The organism is Acinetobacter bouvetii, assembly GCF_902753875.1.
In the GTDB taxonomy this organism is placed as follows: domain Bacteria; phylum Pseudomonadota; class Gammaproteobacteria; order Pseudomonadales; family Moraxellaceae; genus Acinetobacter; species Acinetobacter bouvetii_A.
Window position 1 is genome coordinate 307,249 of record NZ_CADDTS010000048.1, and the last position, 25,957, is coordinate 333,205.

Consider the following 25,957-nt stretch of genomic DNA (forward strand, 5'->3'; position numbering starts at 1 on the left):
TCTATCAAATAATTCTATTTTATTATTTTTGAAATAACAATATATGATCGATATCAAATCTGATTGATCATTTGATAAGGACATCCAAAGTGAAAAGTACTGTAAATAATTATCCAGAAATCCGTGAAGCGGTACGTGCCCTTTGTGCCGAGTTCCCGAGTGAATATCACCGTAAAGTTGATGAAGAACGTGCCTATCCTGAGGAATTTGTGGATGCCCTGACACAAGCGGGCTGGATGGCCGCCATGATTCCTGAAGAATACGGCGGTTCGGGTTTAGGCCTAACCGAAGCCTCGATCATTATGGAAGAAGTCAACCGCAGCGGCGGCAATGCCGGTGCGTGTCATGGCCAAATGTACAATATGGGAACATTGCTACGCCATGGGTCAAAAGCCCAAAAAGAACTTTATTTGCCTAAAATCGCGACTGGTGAATGGCGCCTGCAAACCATGGGCGTGACTGAACCAACCACAGGCACAGACACCACCAAAATTAAAACCACGGCAGTGAAAAAAGATGGCCGTTATGTGGTAAATGGTCAAAAAGTGTTTATTTCACGGGTACAGCACAGTGACTGGATGATCTTGCTGGCACGCACCACACCGCTGGCAGAAGTTACGAAAAAGTCTGAAGGCATGTCCATCTTTATGGTCGATTTACGTGAAGCAGAAAAAAACGGCATGATCGTGCGTCCAATTCCGAACATGGTCAATCACGAAACCAATGAAATTTTCTTTGATAATCTGGAAATTCCGGAAGAAAACCTGATTGGTGAAGAAGGCAAAGGCTTTAAATACATTCTGGACGGTTTAAATGCTGAACGTACCTTGATTGCAGCGGAATGTATTGGCGATGGTTACTGGTTTATGGACCGCGCCACCCAATATGTCAAAGACCGGGTGGTGTTTGGACGTCCAATCGGTCAGAACCAGGGCGTACAATTTCCCCTTGCTGAAAATTTCATTGAAATTGAAGCGGCTAACTTAATGCGATTCCGTGCCTGTGAAATGTTTGACCGCGGTGAAAAATGCGGTGCGGAAGCCAATATGGCGAAATACCTGGCCGCGAAATCCAGCTGGGAAGCAGCCAACAACTGCTTGCAATTCCATGGCGGATTTGGTTTTGCCAATGAATATGACATTGAACGTAAATTCCGCGAAACCCGTTTATATCAAGTTGCGCCAATTTCCACCAACCTGATTTACAGCTTTGTGGCCGAGCATTTATTGGGCTTACCTCGCTCATTCTAAAAACCGGAGGAAGCCATGAAACCATTTGCACAGCATGCCCGATCCTATCTGTTTGTTCCAGCCAACCGTACTGAGCGTTTTGAAAAAGCGCTCAATACTGCGGCAGATGCCGTCATCATTGACCTTGAAGATGCGGTCCCTGCCGATTTAAAACACGCTGCACGGGAAAGTTTAAGTCTGTGGCTGCAAGCCCATCCTGAATATCAGGTCATGATTCGCATCAATGCCCGCCAGTCTAAATGGTTTCAGGATGATCAGAATTTACTGCAATTTGCAAACGTGATGGCCATTGTATTGCCAAAAACTGAGTCCGCGGCAGATATTCAGGCGGTGACTGCTATTCGTGCCCTAGATATTTATGCCCTAATCGAAACACCACGCGGTTTGGCTCAGGTGCGTGAAATTGCCGCTACAGCTTCGGTCAAGGCCCTCATGTTCGGCTCCATCGATTTTCAGCTGGAAATGGATATGCAAGGTGGCTATCACGAGCTGTTGGCTTTTCGTAATGAGATTGTCCTTGCGTCTAAACTGGCCGGTATTCAAGCCCCTATTGATGGTGTCACTGTTGATTTCAAGGACGAGGCCCTGATTGAACTGGAAACACATCAAGCTAAAAACTTGGGCTTTGGCGGAAAACTTTGCATTCATCCCAATCAAGTTGCGCTGGTGAACCAGACTTTCAGTCCGACGGCTGAAGAGCTGGAATGGGCACATCGTGTGCTACACGCAGAGGCTCAAGCTGCAGGTCAGGCTGTAAGTCTGGACGGCAAAATGATTGACCTGCCGGTGATTTTGAAAGCAAAAAAGCTGCTGCAACAAGCCGCCCTAAATGTGAAACAAGCCCAATAATAAGGATAGAACAATGCACGACTTTAATGCATGGATTGGTAAAAAAGAAACGGTTACAGATTTTTCAAACTTGCGCCCTGCCGCAATGATGCAGGCCATTTTAAATCAACCGAATAAACAGCTGACTGAACTGCCGCATCTGTATCATTGGTTTTATTTTTTACCGGTTGTCGATGGAATAGAACTCGCAGAAGATGGACATCCTAAAAAAGGCAACTTTTTGCCCCCTATTCCCTTTCCTAAACGGATGTGGGCTGGTGGCCGCCTGGAATTTTTACATCCGATTGGCATCAACCAGAACATTCGTCGTGAATCTGAAATTACCAAGATTGAACTGAAACACGGCAAAAGTGGCGACATGTATTTTGTGACGGTCAAACACTCGATTTTTGCTGAAAATACTTTAGCGATTATAGAAGAACATGACATTGTCTACCGTGAAGCCAGCAATCAGGTTCAAACAGCTGCTGCTGTTGCTCCGGCAGAATCTCAGACCCGCAACTACAGTTATAAAACCCAATTTCCTGTGGATACCGTGACCTTATTCCGTTATTCCGCCATCACTTTTAATGGGCACCGTATTCACTATGACCGCCCTTATGCCATGCAAAAAGAAGGCTATCCGGGCTTAATTGTGCATGGTCCACTATTGGCCACTTTACTGTTACATCACTTTACACAGCAATATCCGCACAAACAGGTCACTCATTTTGAATTCCGTGCGGTGAATCCAGTTTTTGACTTTAATGAGTTTCATATTTGTGGCGACATTCAAGCAGATCAGGGTGCGCTGTGGATTGAAAAAACTGATGGTCAAATCTGTATGAAAGCTTCTGTCAAATTTAAAGGAGAATCATAATGTTGCCTTTAGATGGAATTACAGTCATTACGCTGGAACATGCGATTGCAGCGCCTTTTTGTACCCGCCAACTCGCTGATTTAGGTGCCCGGGTCATTAAAATTGAGCGCCCTAAAGTCGGTGACTTTGCCCGAAAATATGATGAACGCGTTGACGGTATGTCCTCACATTTTGTATGGACCAACCGTTCGAAAGAAAGTCTGACGCTGGATGTCAAAGCCGAACCTGCGCAAGACATTTTAAGGCAGTTGATTTTGAAAGCGGATGTGCTGGTACAAAATTTAGCACCCGGTGCAGCGTCGCGCTTGGGGCTATCTTATGAAGAACTGTCCAAGATTAATCCCAAAATCATTGTCTGTGATATTTCCGGTTATGGTGACGACCTGGAGCATCCTGGTTCCTATCGTGACAAGAAAGCCTATGACTTGCTTATTCAAAGTGAATCGGGTTTTTTATCCATCACCGGGACACCAGAGGAATACGTCAAAGCAGGCTGTTCTATAGCGGATATTGCAGCAGGTATGTATGCTTATACCAATATTTTAGCGGCCTTGCTGGAACGTGGAAAAACTGGCAAAGGCAAGCGGATTGATGTATCCATGTTAGAAAGCATGGCAGAATGGATGGGCTATCCGTTGTACTACACCCTGCGTGGAGGATCAGCCCCACCGCGAACAGGTTCAGCGCATGCCACCATTTACCCCTATGGTCCTTTTCCTACCGGGGATCAGAAAAAAGTCATGCTCGGCATACAAAATGAACGGGAATGGCAGGCATTTTGTAAAATCGTGTTAGATCAAGCAGATTTAGCTGAACATCCAGACTTTATTAATAATACCCAACGTTCTAAAAACCGTGAGGCTCTACGCCACATTATTGTAAATACATTTGAGCGTTTCACTCAGGCTGAAATCATTGCACGTTTAGAACAAGCGAAAATTGCCAATGCCAGTGTCAATGAAATGCAGGATGTATGGAAGCATCCTCAGCTTCAAGCCCGCCAGCGTTGGGTGAATGTTGAAACGCCTATCGGGACTGTTCCCACCTTAAAGCCTGTCGGACTTAAGTCTAGCGATGACTTTGTGATTAAAGCGGTACCGGATCTGGGTCAACATACTCATCAAATTCTTTCAGAGCTGGGTTATGTGGATGACACGATAAAATCCCTTGAAGAAAGTCATACCGTTTAAGCATCATGCTCATCAGGTTTTTAGCTGATGGGCATTTTAAATCTTTTCATCTAAAGTGTCCCAAAACTACTAAAAACCACAGCGTCATATAATCTGAGATCTTCAGCCCAATCAATTAAATCGTCATAAATTTTCTTTCAGCACAGATGCTGGATATTTTTATCAATAATCATTATCATTTAGAAACTTTATAAAAACTTATCTTTTACATGCTTAAATCTGTTTCTGTTCCCCTGCTTTGTACGGCCATTTTATTTTCACCCTGGGTTTTGGCTGAATCTGCTACGCAAACTCAACAGCAATATGCCGCGCCTTGCGAAGCTGTCATTCCGCAAAGTCAGTTACTAAAAAAAATACAAGGTCAGCTGAAAAGCCAGCCTCAAAAATCAGCGCCGATTTTAAACAGCTTTTGGAAACAGGTTACACAGCATGGGACACCCTATATTGAAAAGCTGGATGCCGATCATAGTCGGATGATTTTTTTATGGCGCGGTGCAGCACATAATGTGCGTTTGATTGGCGGCCCAAGCAATGATCATGAATGGCTCACCCGTCTACCGAATAGTGATATCTGGTTTAAGGAAGCTATCGTTCAAAATTCGTTTATTGGTAGTTATAGTTTTGCGGTGGACTTACCTATGGTTGATGACTATTTGAGTCATTATTGTCCACAGTTAAATCCGAAACTAAAAGAATCTCGTAGCCAGCGTCGCGCCGTCTTACAGGTTCAAAAGACCGATCCCTATAATCCGCAGCGGTTTTTGGCCGATTTAAAGCAAAACCAGTTTAGAAATGAAAATATTGTCGCCTTAGCTCAGGCACCACAATATATCAATCCCACACTTTTCCCCCATCACGCCCAGCCCACACTGGAAAGCTATACCTTCAACAGTCAAATCTTAAAAAACCAGCGTAAAATTCAAATTTATCAATCCAAAAGACTTGACCCGAAACAGGCCTACATTACGGCAATTTTCTTTGATGGCGAACAGTATGCCCAATTGCTGAATGTTCCTAAAGCGCTGGATATTTTGGTGGAGCAAGGCAAGCTTCCTCCGATACAAGCCATTTTTGTTTCTCCGCCCAATGAGCAGATACGTCCCAAAGAATTGACGCCAAATCCTGAATTTTCTGCCTTTTTTCAGGATGAATTGTTGCCCTGGATTGATGCTCATGTACCGAATTCACGTGATCCTCAAAAAACAGTCTTGCTCGGTTCCAGTCTGGGGGGCTTAAGTTCCGCTTATCTAGCGCTGCAAAACCCTCAGCAGATTAGTCATGTGGTTCCATTGTCGGGTTCTTTCTGGTGGACGCCAAACATTGAAGATAAAATGAATGGCATGAGCCAGCTGATTGCCAAGACCCCCAACCAGCCTAAGCAGCATTGGTATATTTCGGCAAATAGTTATGAATCATCCCGTAATAATAATGATTTAAGTATTTTGGAAACTTCGCCTATCGTGGCACAGGATTTAAAAGCCAAAGCTCATGATGTGACTTATAAAAATTATGTCGGTGGACATTCTTATGCGATTTGGCAAGTGATTTTGCAGGATGCTTTGCTGCATTTCTTTAGGAATAAATAAGCAAAAAGTCTGACTTGTGCTTAAAGCAGATTTATTTTCTGCTAGATCAAATTACTGAATAACAGTGTTGATGATTAAATCAAGAATCTTGAAGGTTTATTCATTTTAAAGGCTCAATCAGAGCCTTTAAAATTTAAGGTTATCCATTAACCCAGTTTATTCACCAGTTTAAGCGGCAAGATTTTCATTGCCAAACCGAGCGGCAACCACGGCCATTGCGGGACATAGGCTTTGACCGGGGCTTTTTCAATCGCTTTAACCAGTAAATGTGAACCGGTTTTTTCATCGACTTCAAAAGGCAGTTTTTTCGCACCTTCATTCAGTTCCGTACGAATATAACCCGGGAAAATGGTGGTGACTTTAATCGGCGTATTGATCAGTTCTGCACGAATGCCTTCTGCCAGATGTGCAACACCAGCTTTACTGGCGCCATAAGCAGTTAAGTGTTTAGGCATGCCACGCATCGCACTCATAGAGGAAATCATCACCAGATGACCTGAATTTTGTGCACGGAAAATTTCCACCGCTGCTTCACATTGCGCCAAAGCTGAAATGAAGTTGGTTTCGACGGTAGCTTTGTTAATTTCAAAATTTCCCTTACCAATGCGACGACCTTCTCCGACACCGGCATTGACAATAATACGGTCAATCGTACCAAACTCTTCTTTAAAGGCACGGAAAACTTCAAACACCTGATCGTAATGGGTCACGTCTAAAGTTTTTGCAATGACTTTAACGCCATATTTGTTTTCAAGTTCCTGTTTTAAGGTTTCAAGACGCTCCAAACGACGCGCACAGATGGCCAGGTTATAGCCTTTTTGCGCAAATTCACGTGCCATACCCGCGCCAATACCTGAGCTTGCACCGGTAATTAAAATTGTTTTCGCCATGTTGTATTCCTTTTCGTATTTTTATCTTAAATCCAGGTCAGTAACTGAGGATCTTCTGCCTTAATGAAATGATGTTCGTTCAAGCTTAATAATTGTGGTTCATTACCCACTAAACGCAATGTGGTCATACTGGTATTACTGATCGCCCAGTTCAGGGCAAAGGTACGGTTTGCATTCAGCTCCAGTAATTTTCCGGCCGCAACGGAAATCACCCCGCCAGAGGTAAAAACCACTGCATAACGGGGTTTGGTTTTCGCCAGTTCATCACATAAATTTTGCAAGGCCGTTTCAACACGATTTTTAAAATGCGGCCAGGACTCATCATATTCATGGTGATATTCCCCACCCGTCCAGCGTTCGATCGCACCTTCAAAAATTTTGGCTAGATAGGCACGCGGGTTGGCTTCTTTGGCAACGTCCTGTTTGAGCAGATGCGGTTCATTAAAACGTGGTTCGTATTGGGCAAAAACCTGCTGATGGTTAAATTCATTCCAGGCATGATCGGTAATGATATTGGCATCCGGAAAACATTCCGCCAGCGCCAGACTGGCGGTTTGCTGATGTCGCTGCATGGAACCCGCCACCACATACGGATCTTCTTTCAGAATTTTATCGAAATATTGTCCTAAAAGTTTGGCCTGCAATTCGCCATTCGGTGAAAGCTGATCATAGCTTTCCGCACCAAAAGAGGCTTGTCCGTGACGAATCAGATAGATTGTGGTCATGAAGGCATCAGTTCCTTAAATTTAGCGATATATTTCTGCGCCAGTTCATTGGCTTCCAGCTTCTGTAATCCAATCAGTTTGAGCGCACGGATATGAATCGCATGAATCACAATCCAAAAATCCTTAAATGCAGGATTATTGGTTTGTTTGTGGTAATAGCGATAATAAATCTGCTGTGCAATCGCTGCCAGACGGAACAGGCCGAACACTTCATAGAAGGTCCAGTTATCTGTTTGTAAACCTGTTTTTTCCAAGTAATAGTCAACCACTTCTTTACGGCTAAACATGCCTTTAAGATTGGTCGGCTGACGACGGGTCGCTTTAAAGATCTGGCTGTCAGTGTCTTCAACCCAATAGGCCAGCGCCGAACCCAAGTCCATTAATGGATCACCCAGAGTCGCCATTTCCCAATCCAGTACGCCAATCACTTGCGTTGGATGGTCTGCATCTAGAATGACGTTATCAAAACGCCAGTCATTGTGAATTACGCAAGTATTGGTATCGGCAGGGATATTTTCTTTTAGCCAGTTACGTACATATTTAAAGGAAGGCACATTTAAGGTTTGCGCCTTTTCATAACGTGCATCCCAACCTTCGACCTGACGACGACAATATCCGTCGCCCTTGCCCATTTTTTCCAGTTCTGTGCCTTGGTAAGGAACTTGGTGCAGCTCGATCAGTTTATCAATGACATTGATACACAGTTCACGTACTTGCGCTTCATCAAAATGCAGTTCTTTAGGTAAATTGGCACGTGGAATAATGCCTTCGACACGTTTCATCACATAGAAGTCGCAGCCGATGACAGATTCATCCTGACATAGCGCCACCATTTCAGGTAAGACCGGATAGAAAGGGGTCAGATTTTTTTGCACGGTATATTCACGAGCCATGTCATGTGCAGACTTGGCTTTGGTACCTTTTGGTGGGCGACGTAAAATCAGATCGGTATTGTCGTATTTTAAACGATAAGTCCAGTTTGATGCCCCACCCGAATATTGAGTAACTTCGACCTGACCTTGTAAATCAACACCTTGTGCTTTTAGCCAATTTTCAACTGCAACGACATCCAGTTCTTCGCCCTTGCGAACATTTCCACCCACATCAATAACGGACATTCTTATTTCCCTAATTCTTCAATTTCAAAAGACATCTTCATTTACGGATTGACCTGATTCTTATGATGAATAGCAAAAGTTTCAGCTCAGTTCCAAGATATATCGACTTACTTTTTGATTTAATCTTTTTTACGACGTGAACCGTAGCCACGTTTCTTCAGCTCAAGCTTGGCAATCATGCCTTTGTGTACTTCATCCGGACCATCGGCCAAACGCAGCGAACGTGCCTGAGCAAAGAAACCGGTGAGCGGTGTATCTCGTGATACGCCTGCGCCGCCGTGAATTTGCATGGCCATATCCACCACTTTTTCCAGCACACTTGGCGCCACGACTTTAATTGCTGAAATTTCAGTCAGTGCTGCCATATTACCTAAAGTATCCATTTTATAAGCAGCATAAAGTGTAAGTAAACGTGCTTGATCTATCGCAACGCGCGCTTCAGCAACACGTTCCAGATTACCACCGAGTTTTAGAATTTCTTTACCAAATGCCGTCCGGCTCATACCGCGATCAATCATCAATTCCAATGATTTTTCAGCCGCGCCAATACAGCGCATGCAATGGTGAATACGGCCTGGCCCTAAACGACCCTGAGCAATTTCAAAGCCTTGACCTGCACCACCAATAAAATTCGCGACCGGCACACGAACATTGTTAAAGCTAATTTCGCCGTGACCATGAGGTGCATCATAATCACCAAACACCGGTAACATCCGTTCAATTTTTACCCCTGCCGTTTCGACAGGTACCAGCACCATGGAATGTTGATGATGACGGTCTTTGCTTTCATCTGGCGTATGCGCCATAAAGATGATGATTTTTGCATTTGGATCGCCCAGACCTGACGACCACCATTTGCGACCGTTTAACACAATTTCATTACCATCGATGACCGCAGTTGCCTGCATATTGGTTGCATCAGAAGATGCCACCGCAGGTTCAGTCATACAGAAAACCGAACGAATTTTGCCTTCCAGTAAGGGCGTTAACCATTGCTGTTTTTGTTGTTCTGAACCGTAGCGCCACAATACTTCCATGTTGCCACTGTCTGGTGCATTACAGTTAAATACTGTCGGTGCGATCAAACTACGGCCTGAAAGTTCGGCAATGTGTGCATATTCCTGAACCGATAAGCCTTGTCCCAATTCTGGACATGGCAAGAACATATTCCATAAACCGGCGGCTTTAGCCTTATTTTTTAAGACTTCAAGTTCTGCTGGCCATTGCCACTTGGTCCAGTCACCGCCTTGGTTGAGCTCATGTACTTCATGCCAGAATGCTTCTTCTACCGGTTCAATTTCTTCTTTAATGAACTGTTTGGTTCTTTCGATATAGTCCTGCGCACGCGCTGATAATTCAAACATGACAAATTCCTTCAAATATTATGTTTTATACGCTTTACAACACCATAACCTGAAAACTATTATGAACAAAATGATTTAATTCAATAGCAATCTATGCATAGTATTCATACTAAAAACATGAGCGATATGGGGATTTTTCACCGTATTGATATTAATTTATATCCACTTTTTATCGCCATTTACGAGCAAAAAAGTATTTCCAAAGCTGCACAAATCTTATGTATCAGTCAGTCTGCGGCCAGTCATGCTTTACAACGCTTAAGACAACATTTACAGGATGATTTATTTGCCCGAGCAGGCAGCAAAATGTTGCCTACGCCTTTTGCCGAACAGATTTATCCTGTAATTAAAAATGCACTTTTTGCGATTCAAAGTATTTCCATGCAAAAGCAGAGTTTTGAACCCAGCATGGTCCAGACCTTAAAAATTGCGGTACATGATGAAATTGAACCGATGATTTTTCCGAAACTGGTGCAGCATTTTCAGGCTTTAGATTTAGAGATTCAGTTTTTCAGTAGTAAATTAGACCGTAAAACCATTGTTACCGACCTGGCGACCCAGCAAATTGATTTTGTGATTGATTTGGAACAAAACTTCGGGGAAAAAGTTCAATTTGAAAAACTGGTCCAAGATCAGTTTGTGATCTGCACCCAGCAGCAGAACATGAATGAAAAAATTTATCTGGCTTCCCCGCATATTGGGGTTTCCTCCCGACGTACCGGCGTTTTACTGGAAGATATTTATTTAAACCGTAAACAACTTTCCCGTCAGGTTTTTTTACGTTGCCAGCATTATTCAACGGCGTTGCAAATTTTGCTGCAAAATCCTGAATCGGTTTTGACCATTCCTCAAAATCTACTGGCGCATTTACAAGTCCCTGATGCCTTAAATATTTTTGAAGTGCCTGTGTACTTGCCGAATATAAATTTGGGGATGTATTGGCATAAAGATTTGCAAGAAAATTCGCGTCATCAATTTTTGCGAAGCGAAATTTTTAAAATTTTCGCTTAGGCTATTTAAGAGATTGTTTTGGTATTAAATGAATTTGCTTAGGCTATTTACCCTTATAATCAACAACTGCTATTTTAAAAAATTGTGTTTTTTTATGACTCATTTTTTATATGCGGAAAGATAGAATTAACTTTATAAATAAAATAATGCTTAGGCTATTTATAGCGGATTTTCATATTTCTTAAAGCTCTGGATTATTTTTTATTCAAATATAACCGTTCGCTGAATAAGTAGACGAAATGCTGAACTGGCAAGGGTTTTAGTGCTATTTGGATATTTATTCACCCCTCGATTTTTAGCATTTCCATTAATATAGCAGCTTATTTTTTATCTTTTTAGTGCTGAATCTGGTCTGAAACTTTTACGCCATTTTCACCTTCTATTCTTCTATGCTGGCAAATCTCTCCCCCATCTGGCTCATTGTATTGGGCATGCTTGTTTGTATCGTTTTATTTTTTATTTTTCGAAAAATTCATCTGTTTTTTTCGGACGTTTTCAAGCCCTTTAAAAAGGGAAAAACCTACTGGTGTAAAGTTATTGCTGTAAGTGATGGCGACACCCTCACCTGCTACCGCTATAACCTGCGACGCTCTAAAACCAAACTCCGGTTTGCCTATGTCGATGCGCCCGAGTCTAGTCAGACCTATGGCAAGGAATCACATCGTCTGGTGAAGAAAATGGTGTATTACAAACTGGTGAGGGTAAAAATTACCGATGTCGATCGTTATGGTCGCTGTGTCGGTGTGATTTATCGTTTCCGACGTAATATCAATCAGGAGCTGGTGAAACGCGGTGCAGCTTGGGTCTATGAAGAATATATTAAGAATCCGACTCAAAAACAAAAATGGCTAGCCCTGCAAAATCAGGCCAAAAAGCAGAAAAAAGGCTTATGGAAAAATTCGCGTCCTGTACGTCCGAGTGTCTATCGCAAGCAAAACACTTAGCCCATTTTAAGCGTCGCTTTTATAAAAAAATGAAAAATGTGGTCTGCTGCAAACAGACCACAATCAACATAAAAATTAGAGGGTATAAGCCAACTGAACCAGCAGTCGAAATACACCCACAATCAGCGCCAAAACGATAAATCCAGCTAGCCATAAAACAATAAACCACTGCGTTTGTGAAAGTTTCATCATCACTCCTTAATGGTAGCCTTGATCGCCAATTCTGACTTTGTCACGGAACACCCAATAGGACAAACCGGTGTAGATGATAATAATCGGAATGAGCAGCAAAGCACCGATTAAGGCAAACAACTGGCTACTTTGCGGTGCGGCTGCCTCCCAAATGGTGACTGAACGCGGAATGATATAAGGCCATAGGCTGATCAGAAAACCGGTATAAGCCAAAAAGACCAAAGCCAAGGTATAGATAAAAGGACTCAATTCTTTGCGCTGCTTACAGGCACGTAGAGCCAGATAGGTAAAGACCACCACCAGAATGGGCACAGGGCTGAAATAAGTCAGTTGCGGTTGACTAAACCAGCGTTCCGCAATGGCAGGATGGGCCAAAGGGGTATAAATACTCACAGCTCCGAAAATAATCAATAAAGCAATAATTAACTTCGGCATCAACTGAAACATTCGATTTTGCAAGTCTGCATCAGTTTTAAAGATTAGCCATCCACACCCCAAAGTGGCATACAGCACCACGACTCCAATCCCGGTAAAAACGGAAAATGGCGTTAGCCAGTCCAAACCACCACCCGTGTATATTCCATTGGTAGTTTTAATCCCTTGAATATAAGCGCCTAAAATAATGCCTTGGAAAAATCCGGTTAAAATAGATCCGCCAATAAAGGCCATGTCCCAAAGATGTCGGTTACGTCTGGATTTAAAACGAAATTCGAAAGCCACTCCGCGGAAAATAAGGGCAACCACCATCAGAATGATGGGTAGATATAGCGCAGAAAGTACCGTTGAATACACGAGGGGAAATGCAGCAAACAAGCCTGCCCCGCCCAAGACCATCCAGGTTTCATTACCATCCCATACCGGGGCCACCGTATTCATCATCACATCACGTTCTTGTTGCATTTTAAAGAAAGGAAACAAGATGCCGATGCCTAAGTCAAAACCATCCAGTACCACATAAATCAGTACACCGACAGCAATAATTACAATCCAGATAAAAGATAAATCAATCATTTGTCATTCTCCTGATGATTGTCGAGAGGCTGACCATCCAGCTCTTCATCGGTACTGCCCAATGGACGATGCGAAGCTTGAATGACTTTTTCTTCACTATGCGGTACTACATGAACAAATTCAGGACCTTTATGCATGATTCGAAGCATGTAATAGATACCCACACCGAAAACCACGCAATACACCACTACGAATATCACCAGTGTCAATCCGACCTGTTCTGCTGAAACTGGCGACAAGGCATCTTTGGTTCGCATCACGCCATATACCACCCAAGGCTGACGTCCTACTTCGGTGGTAAACCAGCCAGCCAGTAAGGCAATAAAGCCTGAAGGTCCCATCATCAAGGCAAAACGCTGTAACCATTTATTTTCATACAGCCTGTCGTTTTTCCTGAGAACCAATGCCATGAGCGCAAGCAGAATCATCAGCATGCCCAAGCCTGCCATAATGCGGAAACTCCAGAAAATCACCAGTGAATTCGGCCGGTCTTCAGGTGCAAATTCTTTAAGACCCAAGACTTTACCATCCATACTATGGGTCATAATCAAACTGCCCAGATTTGGAATGGCAATTGCGTATTTGGTTTCTTCAGCCTGCATATCCGGTATACCAAATAAATAAATCGGCATGCCGTGATCATGGTTAGTTTCCCAATGGCCTTCTATCGCAGCAATTTTTGCCGGTTGATGCTTCAGGGTATTGAGTCCATGCTGGTCACCAATGAATAGCTGCAAGGGTGCAAGTACCAATAACATCCACAAGGCCATGGAAAATGAGGTTTTTACCAAAGCATCACGGCGGCCTTTGAGTAAATGCCAGGCCGCTGTTGCGGAAACCAACAAGGCAGACACCAGAAAGGCTGCGGCTGCCATATGGGCCAAGCGGTAAGGAAATGAGGGATTGAAAACTATGGCAAGCCAGTCTTGCGGCACAATGATGCCATTTTCAATGCTGAAACCTTGTGGGGTCTGCATCCAGCTATTGGATGACAGAATCCAGAACATGGAAATACAGGTTCCGATAGCGACCATCAAGGTGGCAAAGAAATGCGCTCGCGGTCCCACCCGCCCCCAGCCGAACAGCATGATGCCCAGAAAACCGGCTTCCAGAAAGAAGGCGCTGAGCACCTCATAGGCTAAAAGTGGTCCTGTGACACTGCCTGCAATCCGGGAAAACTCACTCCAATTGGTGCCGAACTGATAGCTCATCACGACACCGGACACCACGCCCATACCAAAGGCAATGGCAAAGATTTTGACCCAGAATTTAAACAGGTCCTGATACACCGGATTTTGGGTTCTAAGCCAACGCCACTCTAAAACAGCCAGAAAACTAGCGAGACCAATTGAAATTGCAGGGAAAATAATATGAAACGAAACTGTGAAAGCAAATTGAATTCGGGCCAGTTCAAGTGCAGTTAATCCAAGATTCATAACATCACCTTTTTTCATTCGTTAATGTGGTGATTGAGCATCGAAAGACTGAATGCTCTTTTGTTGTTTTGATCTGTTTCAGAATACGCCTAAATATTAATCAAAGTATGTTGATTTATTATTTCTTCACCGTCTTAACATGCTTGAAATGCAAATGATCGATGGATGACTTTGACATTGATGTGTCGAGGCTAGTCCTAAGAATAAATCGAACTGACTGCCTGAGACTTGAACAATCCACCCAAGAGGCGTAAAGTTGCCTTAATTTAGTTACCCTAGCTAACTATTATGCCAGATCCCCTTAAAATTCGTGCTTCATTACTACGCTGTGCGCGTTTGATGAGTGATGAAATTAATACTCTTTTACTGCCGCATCAGCTGAACTATTCCTTGTGGCAGGTGCTGTACGTCATTCAGCTCAAACAAGGCTGTACCTCTATAGACATTGCGGAATATCTGAATGTTTCCAAGCCTTCCATTGCAAAGCGCATTCATGTGCTGATGCAACTGGAGGTTCTGGATCAGGTAGATACTGAAGATAAACGGCAAAAAAAACTGATCCTGAGTGCTAAAGGCCAGCAGCTGTTTCAAACCTGTTCAGAAAAACTGGATATGTTTGAACAACAGTTGATATCGCCCTTAGATCAAGCAACTCAACATAGCACGCTGAACACCCTGCATAAACTTATGGACCATCTGCAAGAAATGAAAGGTAGCCAGTCATGAGTAAAGATACCCCCTTATGGACAAGAAATTTTATTCTTGTCAGTTCAATTAACTTTCAGTTGGTTCTGACCTTTTATCTGCTAGTGGTCGTGATTGTCGGCTATGCGGTGGCTGAACTCGGTGCAAGCACTGCACAAGCAGGTCTGGTTTCCGGTCTGTTTATTGTCGGCACCCTAATCGGCCGCCTCTTAGTAGGAAAATTTCTGGAGCGCTTTGGCCGTAAAACCACCATGATTGTTGGCTTGATCGGATTTCTGATTTTCTCCGGATTCTATTTTATTCACCTGAATGTCAGTGCCTTGCTGCTCGTGCGCTTTCTGCATGGTTTTATGATGGGTATGGCCTCGACCGTACTGGGAACCATTATTGCCCAGATTCTACCACCAACCCGTCGTGGCGAAGGGATTGGTTATTACAGCATGAGTAGTACTTTGGGGACAGCGATTGGGCCATTTCTGGGCATCTGGATGATGCTGCATGTGGGTTATCAGGCAATTTTTATCGTTTCCAGCATGATTGCACTGAGCTGTCTAATGGTTGCCTTACTGATTCGGGTACCTAATTTGCCGCAGCAAAGCAAAACTCTGGAAACTGAAGTCAGCGTCAAAAAGCCAAATTTTATTTCTCAATTTATTGAAATGAAAGCATTACCGATTTCCTTGATTATGCTCTTGGCCTCCATTTGTTATTCAGGTGTTTTATCCTTTATCAACTTCTACGCCAAAGAAATTGATCTGGTTGAAACAGCCTCGTTCTTCTTCTTGATGTATGCCATCGCCATTTTATTTTCACGTCCATTTACCGGCCCACTGATGGATCGTAAAGGTGAAAATATCATTATGTATCCTGCATTTATGATTATGGCTTTTGCCCTGTATCTGCTCAGTCAGGCGCATAGTTCATTCACGTTGTTACTGTGTGCTGGTTTGCTGGGTTTGGGTTATGGCAATATTCAATCCGTTTGCCAAACCGTTGCCGTAAAAAGTACCACACTCGACCGTATGGGCTTTGCTACCTCGACTTTCTTTATCTTCTTGGATGCAGGTCTTGGTTTTGGTCCCTACTTTCTGGGCATGGCGCTGGATTATGTCGATTATGCACAGCTGTATATGTATAGCGCGATTGCAGCCTTGCTATGTATTGGCGTCTACTATGTGTTACATGGTCATAAAGTCAAAACACCGGCTGCCAAAACAGCTTGATATGATTGACTTTAGTACTAATATTTGCAGAAAAATTAAAACCGTCGGCTAAAACGTCGGCGGTAATCCAAAGGTGTCAACCCGGTTTTTTTGCGAAATAAACGCCTAAATGAACTCGGGTCCTGATAACCCACCTGCTGCATCACCAGATCAATCGGCAGTTCGGTTTCTTCCAGTTTCTTTTGCGCAGCCTCAATCCGGATTGCTTGCAAATAATGATTGGGCGGTATATCGAGCACGGCTTTAAAACGTCGGATCAAGGTTCGTACCGTGACATTAAACTGCTGTGCCAGATCGTCTAAAGTAAACTGCTCTGCATAATGTTGCTCTAACCAGTTTTGAATCTCTTTGATTAAAGCATCCTGATGTGGCTTGCTGATTCGCATCAGTGAATAGCTCAACTGATTATCCCGCCGATAATCTAAAACAAAGGACTTAGCCGTATGAATAGCCGTTTCAAAACCATAGAAGCGATCAATTAAATGTAACCCCAAATCAAACCAGGCCAAGCCACCGCCGGCACAATAGATGTGTCCATCCTGCGTAATCAGTTGATCAGCTTTAAGCTGCACCTTGGGATAGCGCTGCTGAAAAATGTCCTTGAAGCCCCAATGGGTTGTGGCCTGTTTATCATCGAGTAAGCCAGCTTCTGCCAGAAAAAAATTCCCGGTGCAGTTCCCTGCAATCAGCCAGTTTTGGTGATATGCTTGTAGTAAAAATTCAATCAGTTCAGCATTTTGCGCCAATACAGTGTCTATGGGTGCGGCAATGGTTGGAATCACAATTAAATCCGCGGCTTTAATCTCTTTAAAAACCAAATGGGCCTCAATCTTCAAGCCATTAATACACTGTATGCTGTGTCCATTGGCCGTGGCAATATTGACGTTAAACAGGCGCTGCACCTGCTGCTTTTGAATGCGATTCCAACTCACTCCGGCCATGCTAAACAGATCAAGCACGCCAGTAATGGCAGAAGCCAAAGCCCCATCAAAACCCAGAATGATGACTTGAATCATTGCCCATCCACTTTATGTCATTTTTAACACCTTAAGTGTCATTATTGACAATCACGATGATTTTGCAACTACTGTTAGTCTATTTCAAAATTTGCTGAACTTAGGCGTGCTTGTTTATGACTTCATTAATCAATGATAAAGACCTTCATTTTTTACTCTATAACGTATTTGACGCAGCAGAGCTGACTCAATTTGAACGTTATGCAGAACATGATCACACCACATTTAACAGTATTTTAGACACTGCCAAAGGCATCGCTGAGGATTTCTTTGCACCACATAATGCCAAGGCAGATGCACATGAGCCAAGCTTTGACGGACAAAAAGTCACGACGATTGCAGAAGTCAAAACCGCATGGAAACAGTTTGCCGAAGCCGGTTTGCTCTGCGCACAGCACAATTATGAACAAGGTGGCATGCAGCTTCCCACCTTGATCAACATGGCCGCCAATGCCTATTTCATGTCTGCCAATCCCTCCACGGTAGCTTATTCATTTTTAACCGCAGCAGCGGCCAATGTGATTCAGGCTTTCGGCAACGCTGAGCAAAAGTCGACTTTTGTTCCGCATATGTTTAGCGGCCGTTTTGCGGGCACCATGGCGCTCACTGAGCCGAATGTCGGTTCCTCTTTAGGTGACCTCACGACCAAAGCCATTCCCCAAGCTGATGGCACTTACCAGATTAAAGGCCAGAAAATGTTCATTTCGGGTGGAGATCAGGACATCAGTGAAAATATTGTGCATTTGGTTTTGGCACGGATACAGGATGCCCCTCAAGGGGTAAAAGGCATTTCCCTGTTTATCGTTCCTAAATTTCGTACCCACGCAGATGGTTCACTGGCAGAATCCAATGATGTTCAACTGGCGGGATTGCTGCATAAGATGGGCTACCGAGGTACCACCTCCACGGTTTTGAATTTTGGTGAAAATGACCAATGCATAGGCTATTTAATCGGCGAAGCCGGTCATGGCCTAAAATACATGTTCAAAATGATGAATGAAGCCCGTGTCGGTGTCGGTCTGGGTGCAGCCATGATTGGCTATCGTGGCTATTTAGCCTCACTGAATTATGCAAAACAGCGTCCACAAGGTCGTTTGCCTACGGATAAAAATAGCAGTAGCAAGCCCGTGAATATCATTCAACATACTGACGTCAAACGCATGCTTTTGGCACAAAAATCTTATGTTGAAGGTTCACTGGCTTTATGTTTATTGGCAGCGCGTTTAATTGATGAACACCAGGCCGGACAGAATGAAGACAGTGCCATGCTGCTGGATCTGATTACCCCGGTGGTCAAGTCCTTCCCTTCGGCTTATGGGCCTAAGGCCAATGATTTAGCAATCCAAGTTTTGGGCGGTGCCGGTTATACACGGGATTATCCGGTTGAACAATGTTACCGTGACAACCGTTTGAATCCGATTCATGAAGGTACTTTTGGTATTCAATCCCTGGATTTATTGGGGCGTAAATTATGGCAACATCAGGGCAAAGGTTTAGCCTTGCTGATGCAGCGCATCCAGCACACATTAAATGAAATTCAAGATCAACACATTTTGGAACTAGCCGAGCCATTTAAACAGTATTTACGCACCGTGCAAACCACAACACAGCAACTTGGCAATGCCATGATGCAAGGTCAGGTTGAGCAAGCCCTGGCAAATTCAGCGCTATATCTGGATATGATGGGTAAAACCATCATTGCCTGGTTATGGCTGGAAATGGCCAACAAGGCACAACTGGCTTTTGCGTATTCTACTCAAGCCGAAGACCAGCACTTTTTAGCTGGAAAACTACAGGCCGCGCGTTATTTTATTCGCTGGGAATTACCTAAAATTGAACATCAGGCCAAACTGCTGACTGAATTTGATGATAGCTGTCTGAACATGCAGCCGGAGTGGTTTTAAGAAATCCCTCCCGACCTCCCTTTTTAAAGGGAGGAGTTCAATCCCTAGAGATTAAACACCGGAAGTCCCCCTTTTATTAAGGGGGAGTTTGTTCTTTTTTAAAGAATGAGCAACGATGTTGCACAAGGGGATTAAAAATTATTGAAACACTTTAAAACGGGCTTCATCATCCATATAGCCTTTTTCTTTAGCCTCCCCTTCAACTGAACCGAAGACCAGCTGAGCACGAAGTTTCCAGCTGGCTGGAATATCCCATTCTGCCTGTACCTGTTCATCAACAATCGGGTTGTAATGCTGCAGTGAAGCACCTAAACCATCAGTATGCAAAGCCGTCCAGGTCGCGAACTGGGCAATCGCGGTTGAATGTTCTGCCCAAACCGGGAAGTTTTCCGCATAAGACGGGAATTGTTCTTGCAGCCCTTTAATCACATCCATATCTTCAAAGAATAAAACGGTGCCCACACCTGCGGCAAAGCTATCCATTTTGGCACTGGTTTTTGCCGCACTTTCTTCATCTTTGGCATAAGATTTTAGCTTTTCTTTGACAAAGCCCCAAAATTTTTCATGCTCAGCATTCAATAAAATCACGGCACGTGAAGATTGCGAGTTAAAAGAAGATGGACTTTGCTTGATGGCATGCTTAATCAAATCAGTTAAATACTCTGGGCTTTGCTCGACATTTTTACCCACTGCATAAATTGTACGGCGTTTATTAATTAAATCTAAAAACTGATTCGACATTGAATGAAATCCTGTGATATTTCTTCGAGAAGATTTGAAACAACATACCCACACTATTAAGTAAATGTGAAATATCAACTTTTTATAACAATACTCAGGCCAATATGTTGCTGTCTTACCATATGCAATAATAATTCCAATTTCCAGTACATTTTATTGATAATTAAATCTTTAATTTTTTATATAGCCGCTGTTAACTTAATTAAGTCTGTCTTTTTACAGGCAAAACTGGCATAAAAAAATCCCCCAATATCTGGAGGATTATCATTACATTTTAGGATGTTTCAGACTGCTTTAAACTTTAGCATTCAACACATTTTGAGGCACTTTGTACTTCCAGATCTCACGCAATGTCGGCAAATAGAATTTTTCACCAATTTCGACCAGCTCAGCATCAATCAGTGCATGAATTTCGTGCATAAACAGGTAATCAAGTTCTACTGTTTTCAGCGTTTGATTATTCTTTGCAAATTCTTTGCGTTTCTGTTGTGCAGTTTTCACCAGTTGATCGGCAAAATTTTTATCTTTAAATTGAGCAATTGCACTTAAACGTAATTCAATCACGCCCCAGCCACTAAGCAACAATTTAAATAATTCAAAGTCTTCAGTGGTTGATTCCCAGGTCATTTCATCCAGATTTTCATCGCTAGGGAGAACTGGAAGTAATAACTCCATCACACTCGGAAAAATCTTTTTAAAATTCAAAATAAATTTAACAGGATGCTCACCCGGATAATCCTTAAATTGCACCTTTTTCTGAACATCTGTTAAATAAACATCAAGCATAATCAATCATCAGCAGTTAATTTCTCCGTATATTGTACGCATATCTGCTCCAGATAAAAACTACTGATGATGATCAATTGTTAGCTATCCAGTCTTGTGAACCTTATTTCACATTCGGTGAAACCATATGTTCAGGAATCACCACGGCGTCAAACTGTTCAGCAGTCACCAGATTTAATTCAACCGCAACCTGTTTTAAAGTCTTGCCTTCCTTATAAGCCGTTTTAGCGACTTTGGCAGCATTTTCATAGCCAATCACCGGATTTAAAGCAGTGACCAACATGAGTGAGTTATGCAGGAAATGATCGATTTTTTCACGGTTTGGCTCAATGCCTACCGCGCAATGATCATTAAAGCTATTACACGCATCGCCTAACAGTTGAATCGATTGCAACAGGTTAAAGGCAATCACTGGCATAAACACATTCAGCTCAAAGTTACCTGAAGCTCCGGCCACGTTGATGGTCGTATCATTCCCCAAGACTTGAGCCACCACCATGGTCATGGCTTCACTTTGGGTTGGATTGACCTTGCCCGGCATAATGCTTGAACCCGGCTCATTTTCAGGAATGCGGATTTCACCAAAACCACAGCGTGGACCACTGGCCAACCAGCGAATATCATTGGCAATTTTATTTAAACTGGCCGCCAAAGTCTTTAGAGCACCTGAAGCAAATACTGCCGCATCACGCCCGGCCAAAGCTTCGAATTTATTCGGTGCCGTGACAAAAGGTAAACCGCTTAAAGTCGCCAATTGCGCTGCCGCTTTGACTGCATAATCCGGATGCGCATTTAAACCGGTTCCTACAGCTGTACCCCCTAAAGGCAGCTCATATAAGCCCTCGAGGGCTTGATCTAAACGTTTTAAGCCATGATCCAGTTGTGACACATAGCCACTAAATTCCTGCCCCAGTGTTAAAGGCGTTGCATCCTGTAAATGGGTGCGGCCAATTTTGACAATATCTGAAAATTCATTGGATTTGGCGGCCAAAGTCTCACGTAAACGGCGTACCGCAGGAATCAGCAGTTCGTTAATTTGCAGGCTTGCAGCCACATGAATTGCGGTTGGAAAAGAGTCATTGGTCGATTGTGCACGATTGACATGATCATTGGGATGAACCGGCTTTTGCGAACCCAAGGCATTGCCCAGTTTCTGATTGGCAATATTGGCAATCACTTCGTTGCAGTTCATATTACTTTGTGTACCTGAACCGGTTTGCCAGACCACCAGTGGAAACTGACTATCCCATTGTCCAGCAATCACTTCTTCAGCCGCACCCACAATATAATGTGACAGTTCTTGCGGAATTTGATCCAATTCGGCATTGGTGATTGCAGCGGCTTTTTTGACTAAGCCCATTGCCCGAATCATCGGCCTTGGTAAACGTTCCTGCCCGATTTTAAAATTTTGCAAACTACGCTGTGTTTGCGCACCCCACATTGCTTCACTGGGAACTTCAACATCGCCCATAGTGTCGTGTTCAATACGTGTTTGCATGCTCAACCTCTTTTCCATGTAGTTTTTTCACTTCAGTCATTACATCAGTTTTGACATATTTGATGATCTTAATCAAACATTTCTTAATTGTAAATGATTATTATTTGCATATAATTATGTGATTTTCAGTTCCTTTAATTTCCTTTAAGCGTTTGTTGATAAAAGCGCCAGGCATCTTCAATAATTTGGGTGATGGTGCGTTTCGGTTGCCATTTTAAAATCTCATGTGCTTTTCCTGAGGTGGCACCCACCTGATCCAGCTCAGCATAGGCATAAAACGGCGCATCGATGGTTTTAATTTCCGTCTGGGTGACTTTTGCCACTTCACTGAGCAAAGCCCGAATGGACATATTTTGCCCCGAGATATCAAAAGCATCACAGGTATAAGGCTGGGTTCTTAACCACTGTAAAGCTGCAAAAATGGCATCACAGCAATCCAGTACATGCAAAAAACTGCGTTCAACAGTTCGGTCTAAAGTCTGCGCTTGTTGCCGCAACTCTATATAATCACGTTTTCTCGCGGCAACCTGCAAAGCCAGCGGAATAATGTTCTTGGGCAAAGGGGCAACAAACTCCCCCAGCACAGCATGTTCAAATGCCCCGGCAATATTGCACAATCTTAAAATGGCGATTTTCCATTCACTGTCGGTCAGTGCCGTGTCACGGATGATTTCTTCGGTCATCTGTTGTGACTTCACATAAGGATTGGGATAGGAATAGTTAAAAGGCGTATCTTCAGTCAGAATGAGGCTGGACTGGCCATAGACAGCCAGACTGGATAAATGAATTAAGGTTCGAATGCCTGTACGTTGCATGGCTCGCAGCAGACTCATAATACAACTGACATTATCGTTATAATATTCCAGAGGTTTCAGTGCAGACTCTTCAATTGATTTAAAACCTGCGGTATGAATCACGGCTTCTACAGAATACTGTTCAAAGACTTTATTTAAAGCCGGGGTATTTCGAATATCAATTTTGACAAAGGGTACATACATGCCCGAAATGTATTCAAGCCGTTCCAAGGTTTGTAAAGTTGCATTGGATAAATTGTCGACAATAATGACTTCTTGCCCATGAGCCATGAGGCTTAAAGCGATATGTGAACCTATAAAGCCTAAACCACCCGTCACTAAAATCATTGTATAGATACTCCTTATAATAATCAGTACCTTGCAACTTATTGGTGTAATTTTGGTGCTTACAACAACTTATCCACAGATATTAAAAGCAAAAAACCGACTCAAAATTCTCTTGAGCCGGCTAATCTGCAAGAGCACTATAACACCATCTTAAAGACTTGGAATATTGCATGTGTTGCAGTTATAGCTATGAACTGTATATTGTTTATGAAAAAAATAAAAACTGACTCAATGAATGGTGAGGCTCTTCAATTTAGGCCTGATTTACTTTGTTTGATCAAATATTAATGTATGAATAGCCACCGATTTTGTATACACTTTCATTTTAGTACAAAATTAGATTACTAACTTATCTGTATATAAAGAGTAAATATAGAAAGGACAATGTCCAGAAACACGATTCTCTGTATAAGTTTTAAAATCTAAAGCAATATTAAAATCTTCAAAAAGGCCATTTTGATTTAAATATGGAAGATATTTCTCTCTACAATAATTGGATTCATCTTTTTTATACGCACAATTAGATAAACCACTACAAGGTGCTTCATCGGCAATATCATATCCTAGAAAATATAAATTTTTATCGATATTGGTGGGTTTGTAATCCATAGCTAAAAACTCAGCTGGAATATTATCAAGAATATGAAGATAAGCAGTTAGTTTCACTAAACCGTAATCATCCATACAATACTTAGTTGTTTTCATCATTTCAGAATGATCCATCCAAAATGAACGAGGAATTTCACCTAAAGCAGTGACACTCAAAGATGATCTATATTGTGCCCAAACATTGTCATCAACTGATTTAGGAATACTAATATCAGGATTTATTAAGAAAATTTTCTTACGATTTTCATCCCAATCTGGATCTTCTTTTACTATTCTTATTGAATAGCCCATTAAATATATATCCATTATCTACCTCCTCTTGTTTTATTTAATGGATATCAATTAGGTTTTGCTTGGTGGTGGAACAGCTACATGCAGATTTTTCCAAAAACACCTACAGCCGGCAATTTTAGGTGACTGTTGCATCACTGATAAATTAAGATGAAGAGTAAGCATAATTTCTTTCTGAGCACCAAGTGCAGGTATATTTATTTTATTATAATGTGCAGCTGAATTTGGAAAATCATATCTATATCTTATAGTTCCTACAGCAGGAAAACATGGTGGACAATTATCTTCACATTGTTCATCTTTTCTCGGTGGATTATCTGGAATAGGTTTTGGTGGAGACATCAATATAGGAGCTGTAGCACTAATTATTCAAACTTCCACACAAAAGGCAAAATTTCTAGCGCAAGTCATACTCACACTATCAGGAAGTAATCCTGATGGATCTATTAAATGTAACGGATTCCCTCCAACAACCCCATAAGTATTCAATCCATCCTGCAAACCTATTGAATCACTCTCTACATATCGTCCAGTTATTCGACCATAGCTCTTCATCTTGCACTCAGGCGAAGCCGTGCTTCGCTTTTCCTCGCTCAGGGTCATAGTCTCGGAAGTAGTTATAAAATGGGTTTACTCCTATATCATAGTACTGCCTACTGCCCTGCATGATGAATCGGGAAAGTTAATGTTCCTGTAGGAAGCACATTTCCAAACTGAGCATTTTTTATAACTACCAATCTAGCTTTCATTTTTCTAATGAAATATCATCTATTGCAATATCACTCAATTTCGCTTTTTCAATATAAAATAAAAACTTATCCACATCAACACTTAACCCCAACTCCCCTAATATATAAGCTTTGGCCAATCTCAATAAAGATGGAATATAAGATATAGTTGAAGATTCAAGATATAAATTAAGAGCATTTTGTATATCTTTCTCCACCCATTCCCCTAATTCATATATTCTTGCCAACTCATACATAGCAGAATAGACTTTTTCAGATGAAGCTTGTTTATATAGTTCTAAAGCTAGATTAGGACTATATTCAATATATTCACCCTTTGCATAATAAGAAGCCAGCCTATATTTAGCATAAGACCAACCATTTTCAGCTGCTTTTTTATACCAAAAAATTGATTTTTCATAAATAGCTTGTTTTTCATATATTTCCGCAATATATGCTTGAGATTGTACATCACCTAGTTCAGCAGCCCTCTCATACCAATATTGTGCTTTTGAAGAGTAGCTCTTATTTTGAATATCACCTAAATCTTCATATAAATTTGCTAAATTATATTGAGCAGATATATGATTTTTTTTAGCAGCCGCCAAATACCATTTCTCTGAAAATTCAAGATTTACTTCAACAATATAGTTTTTCCCTATAGTATCTTGATGCTCCGCATCATCTCCATATTGATAAATATAACCTAACAAAAACTGAGAATCGATATCACCATGTTCAGCTTTGAATAATAATTTATCTAACCCGAATCCTGCTTAAGCTAATGATTTCATAATTTGAATTGTTGGCTTATTTCGATGGGTTAATTGGTATGCACATAAAGAAGCATAAATTCCACTTAGAAATCCATGAATACTACGAGCTTTAC

The 25,957-nt window shown here is 42.2% G+C and carries 26 protein-coding genes and 1 pseudogene; 10 read left to right on the top strand and 17 right to left on the bottom strand.

Annotated features, from left to right (window positions below; translation table 11 throughout):
- Positions 1–89 precede the first annotated feature (89 nt).
- The 5 genes from FB6_RS15035 (at position 90) to FB6_RS15055 (ending at position 5,734) form a co-directional block, all read left to right on the top strand.
- Entirely contained in the window at positions 90–1,250 is a 1,161-nt protein-coding gene (locus tag FB6_RS15035) for an acyl-CoA dehydrogenase family protein (RefSeq protein WP_174560724.1), read from the top strand.
- A 15-nt stretch (positions 1,251–1,265) separates the two neighbouring features.
- Positions 1,266–2,099, top strand: a complete 834-nt coding sequence (locus FB6_RS15040) for an HpcH/HpaI aldolase/citrate lyase family protein (protein ID WP_174560725.1) — start codon at positions 1,266–1,268, stop codon at positions 2,097–2,099.
- 13 nt (positions 2,100–2,112) lie between these two features.
- Entirely contained in the window at positions 2,113–2,958 is an 846-nt protein-coding gene (locus tag FB6_RS15045) for a hypothetical protein (RefSeq protein WP_174560726.1), read from the top strand.
- Entirely contained in the window at positions 2,958–4,148 is a 1,191-nt protein-coding gene (locus tag FB6_RS15050; protein WP_174560727.1) for a CaiB/BaiF CoA transferase family protein, read from the top strand. Before FB6_RS15045 ends, FB6_RS15050 begins: the two co-directional genes overlap by 1 nt.
- A 209-nt stretch (positions 4,149–4,357) precedes the next feature.
- Positions 4,358–5,734, top strand: coding sequence for an alpha/beta hydrolase-fold protein (locus FB6_RS15055; protein WP_174560728.1), 1,377 nt, complete (start codon positions 4,358–4,360; stop codon positions 5,732–5,734).
- Positions 5,735–5,880: 146 nt separating this feature from the next.
- On the opposite strand, the gene FB6_RS15060 is transcribed toward FB6_RS15055, so the two are convergent.
- The 4 genes from FB6_RS15060 to FB6_RS15075 all read right to left on the bottom strand — a co-directional run bounded on the left by FB6_RS15060 (position 5,881) and on the right by FB6_RS15075 (position 9,831).
- The gene (locus FB6_RS15060; protein ID WP_174560729.1) at positions 5,881–6,624 is read right to left on the bottom strand and encodes an SDR family oxidoreductase; all 744 of its coding nucleotides are present in this window, start codon (positions 6,622–6,624) and stop codon (positions 5,881–5,883) included.
- Between the two features lie 26 nt (positions 6,625–6,650).
- The gene (locus FB6_RS15065) at positions 6,651–7,349 is read right to left on the bottom strand and encodes a histidine phosphatase family protein (protein WP_174560730.1); all 699 of its coding nucleotides are present in this window, start codon (positions 7,347–7,349) and stop codon (positions 6,651–6,653) included.
- On the bottom strand, positions 7,346–8,467 hold the full coding sequence (locus tag FB6_RS15070) for a phosphotransferase family protein (RefSeq protein WP_174560731.1): 1,122 nt from the start codon (positions 8,465–8,467) through the stop codon (positions 7,346–7,348). The genes FB6_RS15065 and FB6_RS15070 overlap by 4 nt, the downstream gene beginning before the upstream one ends.
- Before the next feature lie 119 nt (positions 8,468–8,586).
- On the bottom strand, positions 8,587–9,831 hold the full coding sequence (locus FB6_RS15075) for an acyl-CoA dehydrogenase family protein (protein ID WP_174560732.1): 1,245 nt from the start codon (positions 9,829–9,831) through the stop codon (positions 8,587–8,589).
- Between the two features lie 93 nt (positions 9,832–9,924).
- On the opposite strand from FB6_RS15075, the gene FB6_RS15080 reads away from it, so the two are divergent.
- Complete coding sequence (locus tag FB6_RS15080; protein ID WP_174560733.1) at positions 9,925–10,842, top strand: LysR family transcriptional regulator; 918 nt, start codon at positions 9,925–9,927, stop codon at positions 10,840–10,842.
- Positions 10,843–11,231: 389 nt separating this feature from the next.
- Positions 11,232–11,786: a thermonuclease family protein gene (locus FB6_RS15085; protein WP_174560734.1), complete on the top strand. Its 555-nt coding sequence runs from the start codon at positions 11,232–11,234 to the stop codon at positions 11,784–11,786.
- A gap of 75 nt (positions 11,787–11,861) precedes the next feature.
- Here the strand turns inward: FB6_RS15085 and FB6_RS15090 are convergent, their stop codons facing one another.
- Genes FB6_RS15090 through FB6_RS15100 form a run of 3 tightly spaced genes read right to left on the bottom strand, consistent with a single transcriptional unit; the run spans position 11,862 to position 14,425 of the window.
- Positions 11,862–11,975 carry a DUF2474 domain-containing protein gene (locus tag FB6_RS15090; protein ID WP_174560735.1) on the bottom strand — a complete coding sequence of 38 codons (114 nt, stop codon included), beginning with the start codon at positions 11,973–11,975 and terminating at the stop codon, positions 11,862–11,864.
- Between the two features lie 9 nt (positions 11,976–11,984).
- Entirely contained in the window at positions 11,985–12,989 is a 1,005-nt protein-coding gene (gene cydB, locus FB6_RS15095; RefSeq protein ID WP_174560736.1) for a cytochrome d ubiquinol oxidase subunit II, read from the bottom strand.
- Entirely contained in the window at positions 12,986–14,425 is a 1,440-nt protein-coding gene (locus FB6_RS15100; protein ID WP_174560737.1) for a cytochrome ubiquinol oxidase subunit I, read from the bottom strand. Before FB6_RS15100 ends, cydB begins: the two co-directional genes overlap by 4 nt.
- A 288-nt stretch (positions 14,426–14,713) precedes the next feature.
- Between FB6_RS15100 and FB6_RS15105 the strand changes: the two genes are divergently transcribed.
- Positions 14,714–15,151 (top strand): MarR family winged helix-turn-helix transcriptional regulator, encoded by a 438-nt coding sequence (locus tag FB6_RS15105; protein WP_174560738.1) that lies wholly within the window; start codon positions 14,714–14,716, stop codon positions 15,149–15,151.
- Complete coding sequence (locus tag FB6_RS15110; RefSeq protein WP_174560739.1) at positions 15,148–16,353, top strand: MFS transporter; 1,206 nt, start codon at positions 15,148–15,150, stop codon at positions 16,351–16,353. Before FB6_RS15105 ends, FB6_RS15110 begins: the two co-directional genes overlap by 4 nt.
- A gap of 35 nt (positions 16,354–16,388) precedes the next feature.
- On the opposite strand, the gene FB6_RS15115 is transcribed toward FB6_RS15110, so the two are convergent.
- The gene (locus tag FB6_RS15115) at positions 16,389–17,369 is read right to left on the bottom strand and encodes a GlxA family transcriptional regulator (protein ID WP_174560740.1); all 981 of its coding nucleotides are present in this window, start codon (positions 17,367–17,369) and stop codon (positions 16,389–16,391) included.
- 116 nt (positions 17,370–17,485) lie between these two features.
- Between FB6_RS15115 and FB6_RS15120 the strand changes: the two genes are divergently transcribed.
- Positions 17,486–19,273, top strand: coding sequence for an acyl-CoA dehydrogenase (locus FB6_RS15120; protein ID WP_174560741.1), 1,788 nt, complete (start codon positions 17,486–17,488; stop codon positions 19,271–19,273).
- A gap of 138 nt (positions 19,274–19,411) precedes the next feature.
- Here FB6_RS15120 and FB6_RS15125 read toward each other — a convergent pair whose 3' ends face one another.
- The 9 genes and pseudogenes from FB6_RS15125 to FB6_RS15165 form a co-directional block, all read right to left on the bottom strand.
- Positions 19,412–20,014 carry a nitroreductase family protein gene (locus tag FB6_RS15125; RefSeq protein WP_174560742.1) on the bottom strand — a complete coding sequence of 201 codons (603 nt, stop codon included), beginning with the start codon at positions 20,012–20,014 and terminating at the stop codon, positions 19,412–19,414.
- A gap of 294 nt (positions 20,015–20,308) precedes the next feature.
- A complete protein-coding gene (locus FB6_RS15130; protein ID WP_174560743.1) occupies positions 20,309–20,800 on the bottom strand; it encodes a hypothetical protein in 492 nt (163 codons plus the stop codon).
- A 103-nt stretch (positions 20,801–20,903) separates the two neighbouring features.
- Positions 20,904–22,298: a class II fumarate hydratase gene (gene fumC / locus FB6_RS15135; protein ID WP_174560744.1), complete on the bottom strand. Its 1,395-nt coding sequence runs from the start codon at positions 22,296–22,298 to the stop codon at positions 20,904–20,906.
- A gap of 134 nt (positions 22,299–22,432) precedes the next feature.
- Positions 22,433–23,440, bottom strand: coding sequence for an SDR family NAD(P)-dependent oxidoreductase (locus tag FB6_RS15140; RefSeq protein ID WP_174560745.1), 1,008 nt, complete (start codon positions 23,438–23,440; stop codon positions 22,433–22,435).
- 336 nt (positions 23,441–23,776) lie between these two features.
- On the bottom strand, positions 23,777–24,355 hold the full coding sequence (locus FB6_RS15145; RefSeq protein ID WP_174560746.1) for a hypothetical protein: 579 nt from the start codon (positions 24,353–24,355) through the stop codon (positions 23,777–23,779).
- A 36-nt stretch (positions 24,356–24,391) separates the two neighbouring features.
- A complete protein-coding gene (locus FB6_RS15150; RefSeq protein ID WP_174560747.1) occupies positions 24,392–24,682 on the bottom strand; it encodes a hypothetical protein in 291 nt (96 codons plus the stop codon).
- 27 nt (positions 24,683–24,709) lie between these two features.
- The gene (locus FB6_RS15155) at positions 24,710–24,943 is read right to left on the bottom strand and encodes an RHS repeat-associated core domain-containing protein (RefSeq protein WP_174560748.1); all 234 of its coding nucleotides are present in this window, start codon (positions 24,941–24,943) and stop codon (positions 24,710–24,712) included.
- A 142-nt stretch (positions 24,944–25,085) separates the two neighbouring features.
- On the bottom strand, positions 25,086–25,781 hold the full coding sequence (locus FB6_RS15160) for a tetratricopeptide repeat protein (RefSeq protein ID WP_174560749.1): 696 nt from the start codon (positions 25,779–25,781) through the stop codon (positions 25,086–25,088).
- Between the two features lie 63 nt (positions 25,782–25,844).
- Positions 25,845–25,957 (bottom strand): annotated as a pseudogene (locus FB6_RS15165) (IS982 family transposase); the annotation flags it as partial.